General features: G+C 62.1%; 14 protein-coding genes. 2 read left to right on the plus strand and 12 right to left on the minus strand.

Features of this window, described 5'->3' with window-relative positions; translation table 11 throughout:
- Positions 1–50 precede the first annotated feature (50 nt).
- The 11 genes from HZZ13_RS07995 to HZZ13_RS08045 all read right to left on the minus strand — a co-directional run bounded on the left by HZZ13_RS07995 (position 51) and on the right by HZZ13_RS08045 (position 13420).
- Positions 51–1178: a phosphotransferase enzyme family protein gene (locus tag HZZ13_RS07995; protein ID WP_197959087.1), complete on the minus strand. Its 1128-nt coding sequence runs from the start codon at positions 1176–1178 to the stop codon at positions 51–53.
- Complete coding sequence (locus tag HZZ13_RS08000; RefSeq protein ID WP_197959088.1) at positions 1175–2638, minus strand: aldehyde dehydrogenase family protein; 1464 nt, start codon at positions 2636–2638, stop codon at positions 1175–1177. The genes HZZ13_RS07995 and HZZ13_RS08000 overlap by 4 nt, the downstream gene beginning before the upstream one ends.
- 68 nt (positions 2639–2706) lie before the next feature.
- Positions 2707–3876 carry an alanine racemase gene (locus HZZ13_RS08005; RefSeq protein WP_197959180.1) on the minus strand — a complete coding sequence of 390 codons (1170 nt, stop codon included), beginning with the start codon at positions 3874–3876 and terminating at the stop codon, positions 2707–2709.
- A 26-nt stretch (positions 3877–3902) separates the two neighbouring features.
- Positions 3903–4769, minus strand: coding sequence for a GNAT family N-acetyltransferase (locus HZZ13_RS08010; RefSeq protein ID WP_197959089.1), 867 nt, complete (start codon positions 4767–4769; stop codon positions 3903–3905).
- 293 nt (positions 4770–5062) lie between these two features.
- The gene (locus HZZ13_RS08015) at positions 5063–5239 is read right to left on the minus strand and encodes a hypothetical protein (RefSeq protein WP_197959090.1); all 177 of its coding nucleotides are present in this window, start codon (positions 5237–5239) and stop codon (positions 5063–5065) included.
- Positions 5240–5272: 33 nt separating this feature from the next.
- A complete protein-coding gene (gene thrC / locus HZZ13_RS08020) occupies positions 5273–6700 on the minus strand; it encodes a threonine synthase (protein ID WP_197959091.1) in 1428 nt (475 codons plus the stop codon).
- A 73-nt stretch (positions 6701–6773) separates the two neighbouring features.
- Positions 6774–8084: an NAD(P)/FAD-dependent oxidoreductase gene (locus HZZ13_RS08025; protein WP_197959092.1), complete on the minus strand. Its 1311-nt coding sequence runs from the start codon at positions 8082–8084 to the stop codon at positions 6774–6776.
- A 53-nt stretch (positions 8085–8137) separates the two neighbouring features.
- On the minus strand, positions 8138–9016 hold the full coding sequence (locus HZZ13_RS08030) for an ABC transporter permease (protein WP_197959093.1): 879 nt from the start codon (positions 9014–9016) through the stop codon (positions 8138–8140).
- 35 nt (positions 9017–9051) lie between these two features.
- Positions 9052–10002, minus strand: coding sequence for an ABC transporter permease (locus tag HZZ13_RS08035; protein WP_197959094.1), 951 nt, complete (start codon positions 10000–10002; stop codon positions 9052–9054).
- Between the two features lie 59 nt (positions 10003–10061).
- Positions 10062–11732, minus strand: coding sequence for a peptide ABC transporter substrate-binding protein (locus tag HZZ13_RS08040; RefSeq protein WP_197959095.1), 1671 nt, complete (start codon positions 11730–11732; stop codon positions 10062–10064).
- Positions 11729–13420, minus strand: a complete 1692-nt coding sequence (locus tag HZZ13_RS08045) for an ABC transporter ATP-binding protein (protein ID WP_197959181.1) — start codon at positions 13418–13420, stop codon at positions 11729–11731. The genes HZZ13_RS08040 and HZZ13_RS08045 overlap by 4 nt, the downstream gene beginning before the upstream one ends.
- Positions 13421–14065: 645 nt before the next feature.
- On the opposite strand from HZZ13_RS08045, the gene HZZ13_RS08050 reads away from it, so the two are divergent.
- Together HZZ13_RS08050 and HZZ13_RS08055 are read left to right on the plus strand one after the other, a co-directional pair.
- Positions 14066–15391, plus strand: coding sequence for an NAD(P)/FAD-dependent oxidoreductase (locus HZZ13_RS08050; protein WP_197959096.1), 1326 nt, complete (start codon positions 14066–14068; stop codon positions 15389–15391).
- Between the two features lie 113 nt (positions 15392–15504).
- Complete coding sequence (locus tag HZZ13_RS08055; protein WP_197959097.1) at positions 15505–15981, plus strand: Lrp/AsnC family transcriptional regulator; 477 nt, start codon at positions 15505–15507, stop codon at positions 15979–15981.
- A 30-nt stretch (positions 15982–16011) separates the two neighbouring features.
- On the opposite strand, the gene HZZ13_RS08060 is transcribed toward HZZ13_RS08055, so the two are convergent.
- Positions 16012–17388 carry an aspartate aminotransferase family protein gene (locus tag HZZ13_RS08060; protein ID WP_197959098.1) on the minus strand — a complete coding sequence of 459 codons (1377 nt, stop codon included), beginning with the start codon at positions 17386–17388 and terminating at the stop codon, positions 16012–16014.
- Positions 17389–17568: the final 180 nt, after the last annotated feature.

Raw genomic sequence — 17568 nt, forward strand, 5'->3', positions numbered from 1 at the left:
GGTCACTTCGGAACTTTACGGCCCTGTCAATCGAGCGAACCTAACCGGCGTCACGGCGAGGACGACGATACTGCCGCCAAGACTGCCGCCTCGCCCAATGCGGCATCGAGGGGCGCCAGGATAGAGAGGCCGCGCTCGGCACGCGCGACGTTCTTTTTGATGTACTCGGCGTCGGCTGGAAAAAGGTGAGCGCGCCAGTAATTGACCAAGATCAATGCGCTTTGTCGCGCCCGCATCAGTCCGACGAGGAGTCTTGTTTCCAGCATTGAAAGCGCAATGACAGATGCATAGCCTGCAATGACATGTTCGGCGCCACCCAGAGGAAGAGTCGGATCCGACACGACGTGACTGGCTGCAATTGCCAGATCCTGGATCCTGGGGCTCCAGCAACCATCACCAAAATCGATGAAGCCCAGTCCCTGGCCAGTCACAATCATGTTGAACGGGCTAGGATCGTTGTGAGTGACTTGCCAGACGACGTTCGAGATTTGTGGCTCAACAAATTCCCGATAGTCCGCCATGGCGGCGTGAACTCTATCGGCAATGCTCCCGGTGGGCAGGTACTGCTCTAGTTCCATCAGCCGCGACCAGCACCCGACATGCCAAAGAACGGGCCGATGAGCTGCAGGCACCTTGACTTGCGCAAGCGCCAGATCAAGCCGAGCGAGGGCGCGTCCAGTCCGAAATAGCAGCTCGCGAGTGGGCAGCACCTGATGCAGCGGAATGCCTTCGATTCGGGTCTGCAGGTACCCGCATATCAGATATTCCTCAAACATCAGCGCGCCGCTGCTCGTGCGCAGCACTGCGGGTGCAGCGAAGCCCACAGCTTCCTCCAAGCCTGCCAAGACTGAGGTCTGGAAGCGGAAGCTGTCGACAGCCTCAGGTCTGGTCGACGTCTTCAGGATGCACCGGCGGCCGTCCGGGATGTGGATTTCAACGGTGCGCTCGATCTCGGAGGACAACGTCGTGATCGAGCCGGTCACTCCGTAGTGACGCTTCAGCAGTGCCGCCGATATGTCCGGTCCCGAGGAGTCGGACCGCACGGCCAGGACTGCAGCAGCGGCGCGAAAATAGGTTTCGGTTGAGGCCGACGGGCAAGAAAGATGGTCAACCGTTGCAATCACGGGTGTTTCTATGCCTGGGCTTGAAAGCGGCTTCTGGTGACTGCCAGCCTTCATCGGTAAAATCCGAGAACGGCCTTGGTCTCGAGATACTCCTCCATGCCCTCAACGCCGTATTCGCGACCGTTGCCGGAGCGCTTGTATCCGCCAAAGGGAGCATTGGGGTCCCAATCGGGATAATTGAGATGCACTTGACCCGACTGGATCTGACGGGCGACCGTCCGTACCGTCTCCATGTCAGTGCCTTGTACATGGGCGCCGAGGCCGTAGACGGTGTCGTTGGCGATTGCGATCGCCTCGTCCACGGTGTCGTAGGGAATGATCGACAGCACCGGACCGAAGATCTCCTCCTGCGCGATCCTCATGTCGGGACGGACGTTCGAGAAGATGGTCGGCCGTGCATAGAAGCCAATCTGAAGGTCGCCGGGCCGCCCGGGCCCGCCGATGAGGAGCTTGGCGCCTTCTTCCAGGCCGACACCGATCATGGCCTGGACTCGCTCGAACTGCGGACGATTCGCAATCGGGCCATGAGTTGTGTTTTCCGCAAGCGGGTCGCCGACCACCAGCTCAGAAGCGGCCGCCGCTGCCAGGATCTCGACCTCTGCCATGTGTGAGCGAGACACGAGCATGCGTGTCGGCGCGCTGCAGGATTGGCCGAGATTGCGGAAGGCTGCGCCGACGCCGAGCGGAACAGCACGGCCGAGATCGGCATCCGGCAAAATGATGTTCGGCGACTTGCCACCGAGTTCCTGGGCAACGCGCTTGACGGTGGGCGCTGCCGCTTGCGCCACGAGAACGCCGGCCCGCGTCGAGCCGGTGATCGAGATCATGTCGACCAGCGGATGCGACGCGAGAGCGGCTCCCACGATCGGACCTGTCCCATTGACGAGATTGAAGACGCCGGGCGGACAATCGGCATCGTCCATCAACTCCGCGAATAGCAAAGCGCTCAGCGGCGATAATTCGCTCGGCTTCAACACCACCGTGCAACCGGCCGCGATCGCCGGGCCCACCTTCGCGGTAATCTGATAAAGTGGCCAGTTCCACGGCGTGATGAGGCCGCAGACGCCGATTGCCTCGCGCATGATCGCGGTGCTGCCGCGCGCGGCGATGAACGGATAATTCGCGAGATTGTCGCGGGCGACGCGGATGTGCTCGGCGGCCAACGGCACCTGAGCGCGGCGCGCATAGGTGATCGCAGCTCCCATCTCGCACGTAAGCGCCTGCGCGAACAGCTCCAGCCGCTCAAGGAGCAAAGCGTGCATCCGGTCGAGCAGTGCCGCTCTCTCGGCAGGCGGTGTCGTGGACCAGCCGGCGAAGGCTCGTCTGGCGGCTGCGATCGCGCAGTCCACATCATCGTCATCGCCGAGCGCGACGTCAGCAATCGGCTGCTCCGTCGCCGGATTGACGACGGTTGCGGCGGCCGCGACGGATCCGATCGGCTTCCGCCATTCTCCGTCGATGTAGAATTTTCCGAGGAAGCCGGCTTCCGTCAGGTGTCGAAGGGGCGAGGTCATTGGAAGCGATCCGGTAATAGGCGCCGATCAGCGGCAGGAACCAGGGAGGCGGGAATGGCCGGCCAGCCCTACCAGCCGCGCATCCGGGGCCATCGGGCGTGAATCGCGTCGCTGCTCGCGGAGACGACGTTATACAACTCATGTTGCGAGGCCGTCGCACAGGCGTGATTGGGGAGAATCCTGACCTTCGCGCCGATTGGAAGATTGGGCAATGCGTGCCCCGACCCGGGCCTGATGGCGAGAATCCCGTGCTCCTGGCTTGCTTGCGAAACGATCAGGTCGGGATAGACCTTGCCGGCCACGTCGCAGACCAGACCATATCCCTGGTCGACCCGCTGCGCCGCGGTGCCGCGGTCGCGCGACAGCGCCATCCACCCGGCATCGACCAAAATCCAGCCCTTCTCGGGCTTGGTGCCGATCACGGTAGTGAGCACCGAGATCGCGATGTCGTCCGTCGTGCAGACACCAACACCGTGCATGACCAAGTCGAAGAACATGTAGACTCCCGCTCGCATTTCCGTGACGCCGGTCAGGTCTTCGGCGAAATGCGCTGTCGGGGTCGAGCCGACGCTCACGACGGGGCATTGGTGCCCGGCCGCCCGCAAGGCCTCCGCCGCGGCTACCGCCACGGCTCTCTCATTCTCCGCGGCCGCGACGAGAGCCTCGGGCGTGAACAGGCTGTAGGATTCGCCTGCATGGGTGAGAACGCCGGCAAGCTTGACGCCGGCCTCGCTCAGCGCGACCGCGACTGCAATGAGCTTTGGATCGTTCGCGGTCAGCCCGCCGCGGTGACCATCGCAGTCGATCTCGATGAACGCGGTCGGTGTCACACCAGCGGCACGACCGGCGGCGCCGAGCATCCTTGCCTGCTCCGGCGAATCGAGCAGCACCTTAAGGTCAACGCCTGCTTTGCGCAGACGCATTGCTCTTTCAGCTGTGTGGGGCGCCAGACCCACCGCATAAGTCATGTCGCGAAAACCGTGCCGCGCGAAATACTCGGCTTCCGCCAGGGTCGAGACAGTGATCGGCCCCGATCCGGACGGATAGGCCCGTCGGGCCACGTCGATGGATTTGGCGGTTTTCATGTGGGGACGCAGCACGACGCCCCGCTTCGCCATGCGCGAGGACAGGCGGGCGAGATTGCGATCGAGCCGATGCTCGTCGAGCAGGAGAGCCGGCGTTTCCAGCTTGCCGAGCGTTGCAGCCGTCTCGGAGTTCTGGTGAACCGTTCCGCTCATCTTCTCGCGTAACACGTCGATGTCTCCTAGCCGAACGACTGATTGGCAATCGCAAACACGCGCGCCGGCCCGCTCGATGGTGCCGGCGCACCCAAGATCATGGTGGTGGCATCACCGACCTGCTCCAGGCCGATGCCTTCGAGCCAATCCCCGAGTTGCGATATGGCAGAGGTGTCGATGCGGACAAAAACACTGCCGAGCCGCGCGAGCGCAGCCTCAATCAGCGCCTGTGCATCGGTCGCGGTTTCGGCAACGACAGGACCGATGACATGCCCGCGGCCGAAAAGCCGGGAGATGGCGTAGCCGCGCGCCATGCCGTTGCGCTGCAGGACATAGCCATCACCGCTTTGGAGCAGCTTTTCGAGCATCTGTCGTCTTTCCAAGCCCGTAGCGTCGCGATCGAGTCGCATGATCAGCTCGAAATCCGAGGGCCTGACGAGCCCCAGCGGCGGCGACTCATGGCGTCCTCTGGGAATTCCCTGATGCTGGTGGATGACCCCGATGGGGACGAAACCGCGCCGCTGGTAAAGCGCCTGGCCTTCCGCGGTCGAATTCAGCGCAATGCTTCGCGGTCGCGCGGACGTCAGCAACGCATCCATGAGCCGGGCCCCATAGCCACGGCCCTGCGCGGCCTTCGCGACGATGATCATACCTGCGGAAGCATGCGTTTCGCCATACGCCCACCATGCCGCGGTCCCGATCACCGTCCCAGCGCGCTCCAGAACAAAGCCTTGGCCCAGCTGCAGCGCGACATCCCAATCTTCGAGCCGATAGGGCCAGGACATCTCCTGCGAGAGCTTCAGGGCGCCTTCCAGATGCGATCTGGCGAATGGAACCAGCACCGCGGCTCGATCGTCGCGATCTCCGGCCTGGTAAGCTGCGGGCTTCATCATTGATGGACGTTTCTCTTGCTCGCGGTACTTGCCGCCAGTACCTGATTGACGGCGAGGGCCACCTGATCCTCGCATCGTCCGCACTGTACGTTGCACCAGACAGCATTACACAATTGGACTCGAGCAAAGTTCGGCATGGAATTTCATTGTTCGCGGCTCGACGCCGCCAATCTGCCGTCAGCGGCTGGCGCCAAGAAACGCCAATTCACTTGCGAGCAGCGAGCACTGTCCAGCAAATGCATAGCGGCTGACCACCGGCACAACCTCGTTCCACTATTGGAGGCCGCGCGGATTTATCTTGTGAGGCGCTCAAAAATGGTGAGCACATAATCTTCCCGATCCGTATCGACGAAGTAGTTGGTGTTCTCAATTCCGCTGGTGATCCCGCGAACGGAACGAGGCGCGCCGAGACCCAGCGCTCGAAAGAACGCTGCGATTAGGTCGAATGACAGCTCCGTGAATACGGCCATGGTAGACGCGGTCTTCGTTCCGATATCTGCTGTTCAGCAGGCTCTGTCGCGCACAATCTCGGTGATGTAGTTCTTGATGGCCTGCGCGTCCGCGGGGAGTACTTTGACTCGCCTCGGCAACTTCTCAATGCCATCGTAGCTTTGTGGGCGATCGGGCTCCCGACCCAGAGCTTCCTTGATCGTCGCGGCGAATTTGATCGGCAGTGCAGTTTCGAGCACAATTATCGGCGTCTCGGGGCTCGCGTGCATGCGTCCGACCTTCACGCCATCTGCCGTATGTGGGTCGATCACGGTGTTCAGGCGCTTCCACGTGTCACGGATGGTCGCGAGCCGGTCGGCATGTGTGCTCCTTCCGCTGCGGAAGCCGAAACGGGCTGCAGCCTCTGCAAATCTGGATTCTCCACTCAGATCGAACGAGCCTCGCTCCCCGAGCTGATCAGCAAACAGCGATTTGGTTCGCTCTGGGTCCCGATCTAACAGGTCGAATACAAAGCGTTCGAGATTTGAAGCCTTGGAGATGTCCATGGACGGGCTTGAGGTTTCGACCGTGTCAGCGCGACTTCGGGCGCGATACACCCCGGTGCGGAAGAACTCGTCGAGCACGTCGTTCTCGTTGGTCGCAAGGACCAGCCGTGATATTGGAAGCCCCATCATGCGCGCAACATGTCCCGCGCAGATGTTGCCGAAGTTCCCCGAAGGTACTGCAAAGCTTACACTTGTCGCCCCCCGTTCGGACGCCTGCAGATAACCGGAGAAGTAATAGACGACCTGCGCAAGAAGCCTCGCCCAGTTGATCGAGTTCACCGCACCGATCTTGTATCGCTGCTTGAACTCCAGATCGCTCGCCACTCGCTTGACGATGTCCTGGCAATCGTCGAAGACGCCATCGATCGCGATGTTGTGGATGTTGTGGTCCTGGAGGCTGAACATCTGAGCTTGCTGAAAGGCGCTCATTCGTCCGCGGGGCGAGAGCATGAACACCCGCACCCCTTTCTTGCCGCGCATGGCGTATTCTGCCGCGCTTCCAGTATCGCCACTGGTCGCACCAAGAATGTTCAAGTTCTCCCGCCGGCGCGTCAGCTCGTACTCGAGCAGATTGCCAAGCAACTGCATGGCCATGTCCTTGAACGCCAGCGTGGGACCATTCGACAGCTCCTGGAGATAAAGCCCCCTCTCCAGCTTTCGCAGCGGCGCGATGTCAGGCTTTCCGAATATCTCCGGCCTGTAGGTCTTTGCACAGATGGCTTTCAGGTCGGCGGAGGGAATATCGCCGACATAGAGCGACAGGATCTCGAACGCCAGGTTGGCGTAGGACAGCGTACGCCACGCATCCAGCGTGGCGTGGTCCACGCGAGGATACGTCTCGGGGACGTACAGCCCGCCATCCGGGGCGAGGCCTTCAAGCAATATCTCGCAGAATTGCTTGCGGCCTGAATGGCCGCGCGTGGACACGTACTGCATCGTCAATCTTCTTTCGAGAAGCGGAAGTGCCTCCGGAACTCACACCCTGGCTTGTAAGCTGTGCTGCCGGCTGTCAACGGCTGGCGCGCCACATCGCGATCCGGTCACGCATCCGGTAGCCTTGAATGAACGCAGGCATGAACCACGGATTGCCTCGATAGAACGGGATGAAGGCCGGAGGCCTGAAGTCGAACGCGGTGCGCGCCCGCTCCTCATGTCCCATGAGCTTGTGGGCCGCATGCATACCGACCCATGGCGCCCAGACCACGCCCGACCCGCAAAAGCCGCTGGCATAGACGATACCTTCCTTCTCGAAAATGCGCGGAATCATGTCGCGGTTCATGGCCACATGGCCGAACCAGCTGTGTGAGAGGCGAACGGCCTCCAGTTCAGGGAACAGATTCACGAGGCCCTTGCGCAGAAGCAGCTTCGGAGCGACGGGGTCGCCGACCCGAGAGCTGTCGCGGCCGCCGAGCAAGATGCGTTTGCCATCAGGCGAGGGCCGATAATAGAAGCCGACCTCCCGGTTCTCGGTGATCATCATGCGTTTCGGCATCAGCCGCGCCATGACTTCGGGCGCAAGCTCCTCCGTCGCAATGATCCGGCTGCGAACCGGGACCAACCGACGGCGCAGGAAGGGTACGGCGCCGTCGGTGTAACCGTTGGTACACACCAGCACCTGACGCGCCTGCACCAGACCGGCCGCGGTGACGACGCGGAACTCGGATCCATCTCTGTCGATCGAGATCACGGGCGTCCGGGCGTGGACTGTCAATCCGGAAGCGAGCGCGACCCGCAGCAGTTCGGCGTGGAATTTCGCCGGGTGCAGTCCGCCGATGTCCATCCGAACCGTACCGCCCCGATAGACTTCGGTGCCGATGTACTTGCGCTGCTCGGCATAGGGAACTGCGTAAGCTTCGATTCCAAGTTTCTTTGCGAGCCTCTCCGCGGTGCGCGCCATGGCCTCGTATTGCTCGTAGCCGAAGGCGCCCTTGAACTGCCCCACCGGCTGGAAGTCGCAGGCGAGGCCTTCCGTCCTGATGAAATCGTACAGGAACTCGCGCGCGGCCTTGCCTTCCGCCTCGATCGCCAGCGCCTTCTCTTCTCCGAACCGGCGCGTGAGCGTCGCGTAGTCGGGCCGAATGGATCCGCTGGTGATACCGCCGTTGCGCGTCGAAGCTCCTTCGCCAGGGTCCATGGCATCGTAGGCCGCAACCGAGCGGCCCTCGCGCGCCAGCACCAGACCGGCCGAGAGCCCTGCATAGCCTGCGCCCACGATCAACACGTCGAGCTTCTTGGCTATTGGCTGCTGAGGCGGCGGCTTAAGCGGCGCGGCTTCCCACCAATAGGGCGTGGCCTTCTCGGCAACTCTCGGTGCGTGCATGGCTTTGCTTCTCGTATGGTTGCTCGGTTCAGCCGCGGCTCGGTTTAAATCTTTCAGATGTGGTCGTTTCGAACGTCGAGGGCATCTCGCAGACCGTCACCGATGAAATTGAAGCTCGTTACCGCCATCGTAATGGCGGCACCGGGAATGATGGCCAGCCAGGGAGCGCTCGCCAGATATTGCTGGGCGCCATTGAGCATGTTGCCCCAGCTGGGCAGCGGCGGCTGGATGCCGTAGCCGAGAAAGCTGATATACGCCTCCAGAAGGATCGCGCGGGCGACGGCCAGACTTGCGGCGACGATGATTGGACCCATGGCATTGGGCAGGATCTCGCGGAACATGATGTGCGCCCTGCTAAGCCCGACCATGCGCGCAGCCTGGACGAACTCGCGCTCACGTAGCGAACGGACCTCGGCCTCGACAATTCGCGCAGTCTCCATCCAGCTCGTGACGGCAATGATCACGGTGATCATCACCGGGCTCGGCCGCAGCGTTGCGGCCAGCGCCAGCACGAGAAAGATCGAGGGATAGGACAGGAAGCCATCCACCGTCCGCATCAATGCCGCCCCGACCCAGCCGCCGCGATAACCGGCCGTCACGCCGACGAGCGTACCGATCAACGTCGACAGCAACATGGCGGAGAATCCCACTGCCAGCGAGACGCGCCCGGCCATCAACAGCCGCACGGCGAGGTCGCGCCCCAAAGGATCCGTGCCGAAGTAATGGTGGCCTGTCAGGGGCGGAGCAAAGCGCGCGCGCAAGTCGATGTAGAGCGAGTCATAGGGCAATGCAAAGGGACCGAGGATACACGCCAGCACAAGCAGGCTGATCATCGCAATTCCCGCGAGCGCCAGATGATGGCGGAGGAAGCGACGTACCGCGCGGCTGTGCCACCAGCGCGCCGGATCTGCGTGTGCGACGATGACGGTCATGCCTGTTGCCTCCTGTTAGCAGCGAACGAGCCCGCTCAAGCCAGGCGAATGCGTGGGTCGACGGTGGCAATGACGATGTCTGCGATCAGATTGCCCAACACGACCAGGACGGCCGAGAAGATCAACAGCCCCATCACGACCGGATAGTCGCTGTAGCCGAGGCTATCGAGGAACAGCCGCCCCATTCCCGGCCAGGTGAAGACAGTTTCGGTCACCAACGCGCCGGTCAGGATGCTGGGCAGCTGCATCCCCGCCAGCGCGATCATCGGCAAGAGCGCATTGCCGACCACATGCTTCAGCAAGATGCGACGCTCGCTCACGCCTTTGGCGCGGGCCGTCTTGACGAAATCCTGGCTGAGCGCATCGAGGGTCGCCGTGCGCATGTAGCGGCTCCAGATCGCGACATGAACCAGCGACAGCACCAAACTCGGCAGGATGAGATGATGCAGATAGTCCAGCACCGAGCCGTCGCCGATCGTGTACATGTTGCCTGCCGGCACCCAGCCGAGCTTCAGCGTGAAGATGTAGATGCCGACGAGTCCGAACCAGAACGTCGGGACCGACAGGGCGATCATGGCGCCCACGGTCGCGCAATAGTCGAACAGCGAGTAACGGTGGGTGGCGCCGCGGATTCCGATCCAGGTGCCGGCCGCGATCGCCAGGGCGGTGGACGTGCCCATCAGCAGCAGCGTCGCCGAGAGATGCCGACCGATCACCGTCAGCACCGCAGAACCGTCGCGGAACGAATGTCCCCAATCGCCCTGAAGCAGCCGCCAGGCCCAATCGAGATACTGAATCCAGAGCGGCCTGTTGAGCCCGAGCTGCGCGGCGAGACGCTCGACATCCTTCTGAGTCATGCCGGGATCGAGCCCGAATTGCGCGAGGGGCCCACCCGGCATGAGGTTGAGAACCGTGAAACCGATGATCGAGACGATCACCAGCAGCACGATGCTCTGGAAGAGACGATTCAGCAGGAAGGCGGACATTCGAGTCCTCCATTAGCGTGACGGTGCCGCCGCCGGCTTGCGGGTCCGGCGGCGAGAGATCAGCTCGCCCAAGACCAGGCCACCGCGTTCCAGGATTCCGTGCGCGTATTGCCGTTCGGCACGAAGCCGCTGATCCCCTTCTTGAGACCTTCGACGGCGTTGCTCTGGTACAGCGGAAGGAAGGGCAGATCCCGACGAACAAGCTCCTGGACCCGATAATAGATCGCGCGCCGGGCTTCGGGATCGAAGGTGCGCGCGCCCTTGTCGAGCAGAGCATCGACCTCGGGATTGGCATATTGCGCATTGTTCGACCCGCGCCCGCCCTTCGCGCCGATCGAACGCGAGTGCAGGCGATTGCTGACGTCCGGGTCAGCGCCGATCAGATACGAGCTGCCGACGATCACGGAATCGAACTGGGATTGCATCCAGAACTCGCCCCACATCACCGCGGCGGGCAGGTTCGATATCTTCATTTCGATGCCGAGCTGCGCAAACGTCTGCTGCAGGAATTGCTGCACCTGTTCGCGAAGGGGATCGCCCGACGTGGTCGAGTTGGTGAAGGACAGACGAACGCCGTTCTTGGCGCGAATGCCGCCCGCGCCCGGCGTCCAGCCGGCTTGATCGAGGATCTTGCGCGCGCGATTCAGGTCGAATTGGTGCAGTGGCAGATTGGAATTGAAGAAGAAGGACTGCCTCGGCATGAAGGTCTCCGTCGGGGTCGGCACCCCGTAATAGAGTCCCTGGACGATCGATTCCTTGTCGATCGCGGCATAAAGCGCCTCACGCACCGCGAGCTCCTTGAACTGCGGGCGCTCGAGGTTCAGGTAAAAGGACTCGAACGAGGCCCTCGGGACGAGCGTCACCACGCGGTTCGGCAGCGTCTTGGCTTCCCCATAGTGATCGGGCGTGATGTAGGGCTGGCCCACGAGATCGATGTCGCCGCTCTTGAACTGGGTGTAGAGCACCGTGAGATCGGGAATGTATTTGAAGACCAGCCGCTCGATGTGAGGGCCTTCACCAAAATAGTCGGTGTTGGCGACGAGCTCGAGATGGTCGCCGGGAACTCGCTTGGACCACTTGAATGCGCCGGTGCCGATCGGCGCCTGGTTGAACGGGGCGTTGTTTGGATTGGCCTCTTTCCCGAGGATGTGCTTGGGCACGATGAATGTTTCGGTCAGGAAGGACAGATACGGCGCAAACGCCTCCTCCATTCGCCACGAGATCTCCGTGGGCGAGATCACCGTGATGTCGCGCAGCAGTGAATGGCCGGCCGTGCGCCAGCTCCGGAAATTGGGGTTGGTGATCAGTTCGAGGGTGAACTTCACGTCCTCGGCACTGAACGGTGTGCCGTCGTGCCAGCGGACATCGTCGCGCAGACGAATGCGCCATTTGAGACCGTCCTCGGAAATGCCGCCGTTCTTTTGATTTGGCACTTCCACGGCGAGGTTGGGTTGAATGACGCCTTGAGGATCGATGCGGAAGAGCGCGTCGAACACCGAGAAATGCACGCCGTCATCGACCTCGATGTGGACCATCAGTGGATTGAAGACGGTCGGCTCCTGCCCGAGCCCAACGATCACGCGGCCGTTCGGCTTTGCCGGAGAGGTGCGGGCGCGCGCGGGCTTGCCCAGCAGATTGGGCGCGAACAGGCCGGCGGCTCCGCCGATTCCCACCATTCGCAGAGCATCGCGCCGCGAGTAGGTCGATGTCGTCCCAGAACGCTTGGTCATAACGTCTCTCCTCGATTGTGATGTCGGCCGAAGTCTGCATGTTCGGGCGTGCTTGCGGGCTGCTCACCCGGGATAGCTGCCACCAATTCTCGCGTATAGCTGGATTTCGGGTCGAGGAAGATCTGCGACGGTGGCCCGCATTCGACGATCTGTCCGCGATGCATGACGGCGATTTCATCGCAGATCTGGCTAGCGACGCGCAGATCGTGCGTGATGAAGATCATCGAGACGCCGGTCTCCCGCTGAATCTGATCCAGGAGTTTCAGGATCTGGGCCTGGATCGAGACGTCCAGCGCAGAGACCGCCTCGTCGGCGATCAGCAATCTCGGCTTGAACATCAGCGCCCGGGCGATGCCGATGCGCTGGCGCTGCCCGCCGGAGAACTCGTGCGGATAACGGTCGAAGGCGCCTGCATCGAGGCCGACATGTGACAGCAGCTCCCGCGCCCGCTCGGCAGCCTCGCTGTAGCGCATCCCGTGCGCGACCGGGCCGACCGTGAGAATTCGTCCGACCGTCGATCGAGGATTGAGAGATGCGAAAGGATCCTGAAAGATCATCTGGATCTTCGGCCGCAGCGGCCGAAACTCGGCTTCGGAAAGCCCGGCGATGTCGCGGCCTTCGAACAGAATCGAGCCGCCGTCGCACTCCATGAGCTTGATCAGCAGCCGCCCGAGCGACGATTTGCCCGAACCGCTTTCCCCGACAACGCCGAGCGTGCGACCCGACGTGAGGTCGAAGCTGACCCCATTGACCGCGGGCACGATGCGCTGCGTACGGAAAAGCGCGCTGCCGCTGCGATAAGTCTTTGCCAGGCATTCGACCTTCAGGATCGACGCTCGCTCCCCGGCTTCCGAGGGAACGCGGTCCTTGCCGCTCAGGTGGGGCACGGCTGCGATCAGACGGCGCGTATAGAGATGACCGGGCGACTTCAGCACCTGCGCGGCACTGCCCTGCTCCACGCAATGGCCCTTCTCCATCACCACAACATGGTCGGCAATCTCCGCGACGACGCCGAAATCATGGGTGATGAACATGACGCTCATTCCCTTGCGGCGCTGAATGTCGCGGATCAATTGCAGGATCTGCGCCTGGGTCGTTACATCAAGTGCGGTGGTCGGCTCGTCCGCGATCAGGATCGCAGGTTCGAGAGCCAGAGCCATGGCGATCATCACCCGCTGCCGCTGCCCGCCCGAAAGCCGGAAGGGATATTGGTGATACATGAGCTGCGGATCGGGCAGACCCACTTCAATCAACAAGTCTATGGCCCGGCTGCGACGCGAGGCCGGCGTGCCGGCGTCGTGCGCGGCCATCACCTCCTCGATCTGCGCGCCCACGGTCATCAGCGGGTTGAGCGCCGAGAGAGGATCTTGAAAGATCATCGAGACGACTCGGCCGCGCAGGCTGCGGAGCTTGTCGGGCGAGAGGCCTACGATGTTCGTCCCATTCAGGTGGATCGCACCCGAGGAGATCCGGATCGCTTTCGGCAGAAGCCCCATGATCGCATTGGCGGTGACCGACTTGCCCGACCCGGATTCCCCGATGATACAGAGAATCTGTCCGCGTTTCAGATCGAAGGAGATGTTCTCGACGGCGTAGGCTCGCTCCATTCCTTCCGGCAGACTCACGGTCAGCTCGCGCACCGACAGCGCGACATCGACGGGGCTTGCCGCCTGGATGCCAGAGGCCATGAGAGCATCCTCCTTTTTCAAGCCAGTGCCGTCATCTTGCTGCGGCCGGCGCCTTCGGCTCCCTGCGCCTCCACGCTCCTTGGACAGGTCAATAATTCGCCGCTCAACTTGCCATTCCTTCGTTGGAGGCTGCGACATGATTCAGGCCTCTTTGCGCAAGAAGCAAGAGCTGTTGCTCAGAGCGCAGCGCCGACCCGCTCGGCCACCTCGATCGAAGCGAAGCTCCGTCATGGCTTTGATCGCTTCCGCAAAGGCCTGCTCCTGGACAAGGCTCATGCAAATTGCCTCTTTGGACTTCGACCATCGATCGATTGGTTCTCCCGATCTTGACGATGTCGATCACCCCGGAGTCGCCGAAAGCCGGCATCGAAGCAGCAGGAACTTCTGAAAACGAAGTCCGATTTGGCATTTCAGTCTGCGTCGCGAGGCTTGCCGCGGCGCCCAGCCGGAGGGAGCGCAATGGATCGCGGGAGCGCGTGCGTCGGTCTCGTCGCCTGCAAGTGCGGCACAAGCAAAGTATTTTCGCAATAATTGCCCGTGCAAAAGGCGGCAAACCGCAGGATGTTCGGTCTCGTGACCAAAGTCCGCGAGGCCTGCTGCAATTCCTCGGCTACGCTACGGGCAATTACCGGAGATCCCTGTCCGATGAGCGCGCCGCTCCTGCATATCGAATCCAGTCCTTCCCTGCCAGGAGAGGCCGACGTCGTGGTCATCGGTGGGGGCGTGGTGGGCGTGTTCGCAAGCTATTATCTCGCCCGGCGCGGCCTCAAGGTCGCCTTGCTCGAGAAGGGCCGTGTCGCCGCCGAGCAGTCCAGCCGCAACTGGGGATGGTGCCGTCAACAGAACCGCGACGCACGCGAGCTGCCGCTTGCGACCAAGAGCCTCGATCTCTGGGAACGAGTTGCCCAGGAAACGGGTGAAGACACGGGCTTTCGCCGCTGCGGCCTATTGTATTTGTCGAACGACGAGAATGAGCTGGCAGGCTGGGCCAAGTGGCGAGACTTCGCCAGGACCGTTGGCGTCACGACGCATATGTTGAGCTCGGAAGAGGCGAGCGGTCGGGGCAAGGCGACGGGTCGCAAGTGGAAGGGCGGCGTCTTCTCGCCGACAGACGGGACGGCGGACACTTCAAAGGCGGTGCCCATCGCCGCGCGTGCGATCATGGCGGCGGGCGGCACCGTGCACCAGCATTGCGCAGCGCGCGGCATCGAGCTCAGTGCCGGCCGCGTCAACGGCGTGGTGACCGAGGCGGGCACGATCCGGACGAAAACGGCGGTGATGGCAGGAGGCGCATGGGCATCTTCGTTCTGCAATCAGCTTGGAATTCGCTTCCCGCAGGCATCCGTGCGCTCTTCGATTCTCGCCCTGGCCCCGGGCGCGACCGGCCTGCCTGATGCCCTTTACGCCGGGCTCGTGTCGGCCACGCGACGCGGTAATGGCGGATACACGCTAGCCATCAGCGGGCGCGCGCGGGTCGATCCGACGCCGCAGCAGGTCAGATTCGGCCGCGAATTCCTCCCCATGTTCGCCCGCCGCTGGCGAAGCCTCAGCCCTGGGGCCTTCGAGGGCATGCGGCAAGGCCACGAATCCCTGGCAAAATGGAGGCTCGACGAGGTGACCCCGATGGAGCTGAACCGGACGCTCGATCCCCGCCCCGACCTGAGGCAGATTCGGCTGACACACCGACGAGCTTGCGAGCTCGTACCGGAAATTCGGCGCGTCGCAATCTCAAACGTCTGGGCCGGCTACATCGACAGCACACCGGACGGCATTCCGGCAATCGGCGAAGTTGAGTCCATTCCAGGGTTCATCCTTGCAGCGGGATTCAGCGGCCACGGTTTTGGCATTGGCCCAGGCGCGGGGCATATGGTGGCTGATATCATCACGGGCAGCTCGCCGATCGTCGACCCGCGTCCCTACAGGCCGGAGCGGCTGAAAATGAGCGCCTGGGGCAAGGTCAGCGAGTTCTGAATTGCAGTTTCCGCCTCGTTGGGAAAAGCTGCTGGTTGATGCTATGAAGATGCATATGACGCTGAAGACTCAAAGCCCTGACGCCGTTGTCGGCCCCATCTGATGGCATTGCTATGAAGCTCGATAAGATCGACATCAGGATTTTATGCGAACTGCAGAAGAACGGGCGCATTTCCAACGTCGAGCTCGCAGAGCTGATAAATCTTTCGCCGAGCCCGTGCCTGATGCGCGTCAAGAGGCTCCAGACGGAGGGCTTCATCACCGGCTATTCCGCCCAGATCGATGTTGCCAAGCTCGGACAAACTCTAACCGTCTTCGCTGAAATCACCCTGAAGAATCACCGGCAGATCGATTTCGCTCGCTTTCTCACGACGATCGAAAAGGTCGATTCGGTCGTCGAATGCCATCTGGTTTCGGGCGGATACGACTATCTCGTCAAGTTCATCACCGCGGGAATCAGCGAATATCAGGCTGTCATGGAACGCCTGGTCGAGATGGATATCGGTATCGACAAGTACTTCAGTTTCGTCGTGCTGAAGTCCCCGATCGTGAAATCCCATCTGCCGCTCGAAAGCATCTTCAACAGCTAAGAACCATGGCGCCGACCGACCGCGCGGTGATCATCCCTTCATCGCCGCGCGGACGTCCTTGTCTTCGAGCGTTTGGTCCAGCGTCGTCTTTGTCCGCTCAATAATGCCGTCGATGTCGTCATCGGTGCAGCACAGCGGCGGCGCATAGCCCAGCACGCCTTGCGCGAAAGCGCGGATCACGAGACCATTGTCCCATGCGCGGTCGAAGATGCGACGCGCCGCGTCAGCTTGCGCCGGCAGAGGCGTCTTGAGTTCCTTGTCAGTCACGAGCTCGATTGCAGCCAGCATGCCGCGACCGCGGACATCGCCGACAAGCGGATGATCGGCAAGCGCGCGAAGACCTTCCATCAGGCGGTGCCCGGCCTTCCGGCCGTTTTCCAGCAAGCCGTTTTCATAGAGATCAAGGCACGCGAGCCCAACGGCTGCGCTGACGGGATGAGCGGAATAGGTGTAGCCGTGGCCGACGGCCGCCTTGCCGGCGCCATCGGCAATCGTGTTGTAGACGCCGTCGGACATGAGAACGGCCCCCATCGGCACGTAGCCCGAGGTCAGCCCCTTTGCCGTGGTCATGAGATCCGGCACGACGTCGTCCTCTTCACAGGCGAAGAGCGGACCGACACGGCCAAAGCCGGTGATGACCTCATCGGCAACGAACAGAATATCGTGCTCCTTGCAGACTGAATGCATGGCCTTCAGCCAGGACGGCGGCGGAACGAGCACGCCTCCTGACCCCTGTATCGGCTCGACATAAAAGGCGGCGACGCGTTCGGCGCCGAGTTCGGCGATCTTGGTCTGCAAGGCCGCGACGGACGCCGCGATGATAGCCTCGGGATGGGAACCGACAGGATTGCGATAGGCGTAGTGCGAGGGGATCTTGTGTTGCCAGCTGTGGGGCACCCCAAAGCCCGCATGAAAGGCGGGCAGCGCCGTCAAGCCGGCCCCTGCCGTCGACGATCCATGGTAGCCAGACTCGACGGAAATGAACTGGTCCTTCTGCGGCCTCCCTTTGGAATGATAGTAGTACCTGATGAACCGGATCGTACTGTCGATGGCATCGGAGCCACCCAGCGTGAAGTAGACATGGTTCAGATCGCCGGGTGCCAATTCAGCCAACCTGGCCGCCAGCCGGATCGCCGGGTCCGCGCCCAAACCGAAATAGCCCGTGGCATAAGGCAGCTCCTGCAGCTGCCGCGTAGCCGCTTCAACGATGCTATCCTGTCCGTAGCCGGCATTGACACACCACAGACCCGCAAAGCCGTCCAGCAATTGACGTCCCGAGACGTCGGTCAGCGTCGCGCCCTTGCCTGACTTCAGCACGCGCACGCCCGTCGCCTCGTGGCTTCGATAAGATGAGACCGGGTGAATCAGATGCGCGCGATCGAGCTCAATTAGCGAGTTGCTCAGCATATTGTCCCCCAGATCGGCCGCGATGTTTGTGCGAGCAGCCCGTTGTGTCCGCGCTCAACATAGGTTGCCGAAGACAGCAGTTGCTCCCAGGCAGGACATGGACGGAGGGCGTTTTGACTTTGATTGGGCACCACTGCGGCATCTTGTGCCGGCATGGTGCGGCGACGGTATTGAGGCTAA

The sequence above is a fragment of the Bradyrhizobium agreste genome (assembly GCF_016031625.1).
In the GTDB taxonomy this organism is placed as follows: domain Bacteria; phylum Pseudomonadota; class Alphaproteobacteria; order Rhizobiales; family Xanthobacteraceae; genus Bradyrhizobium; species Bradyrhizobium agreste.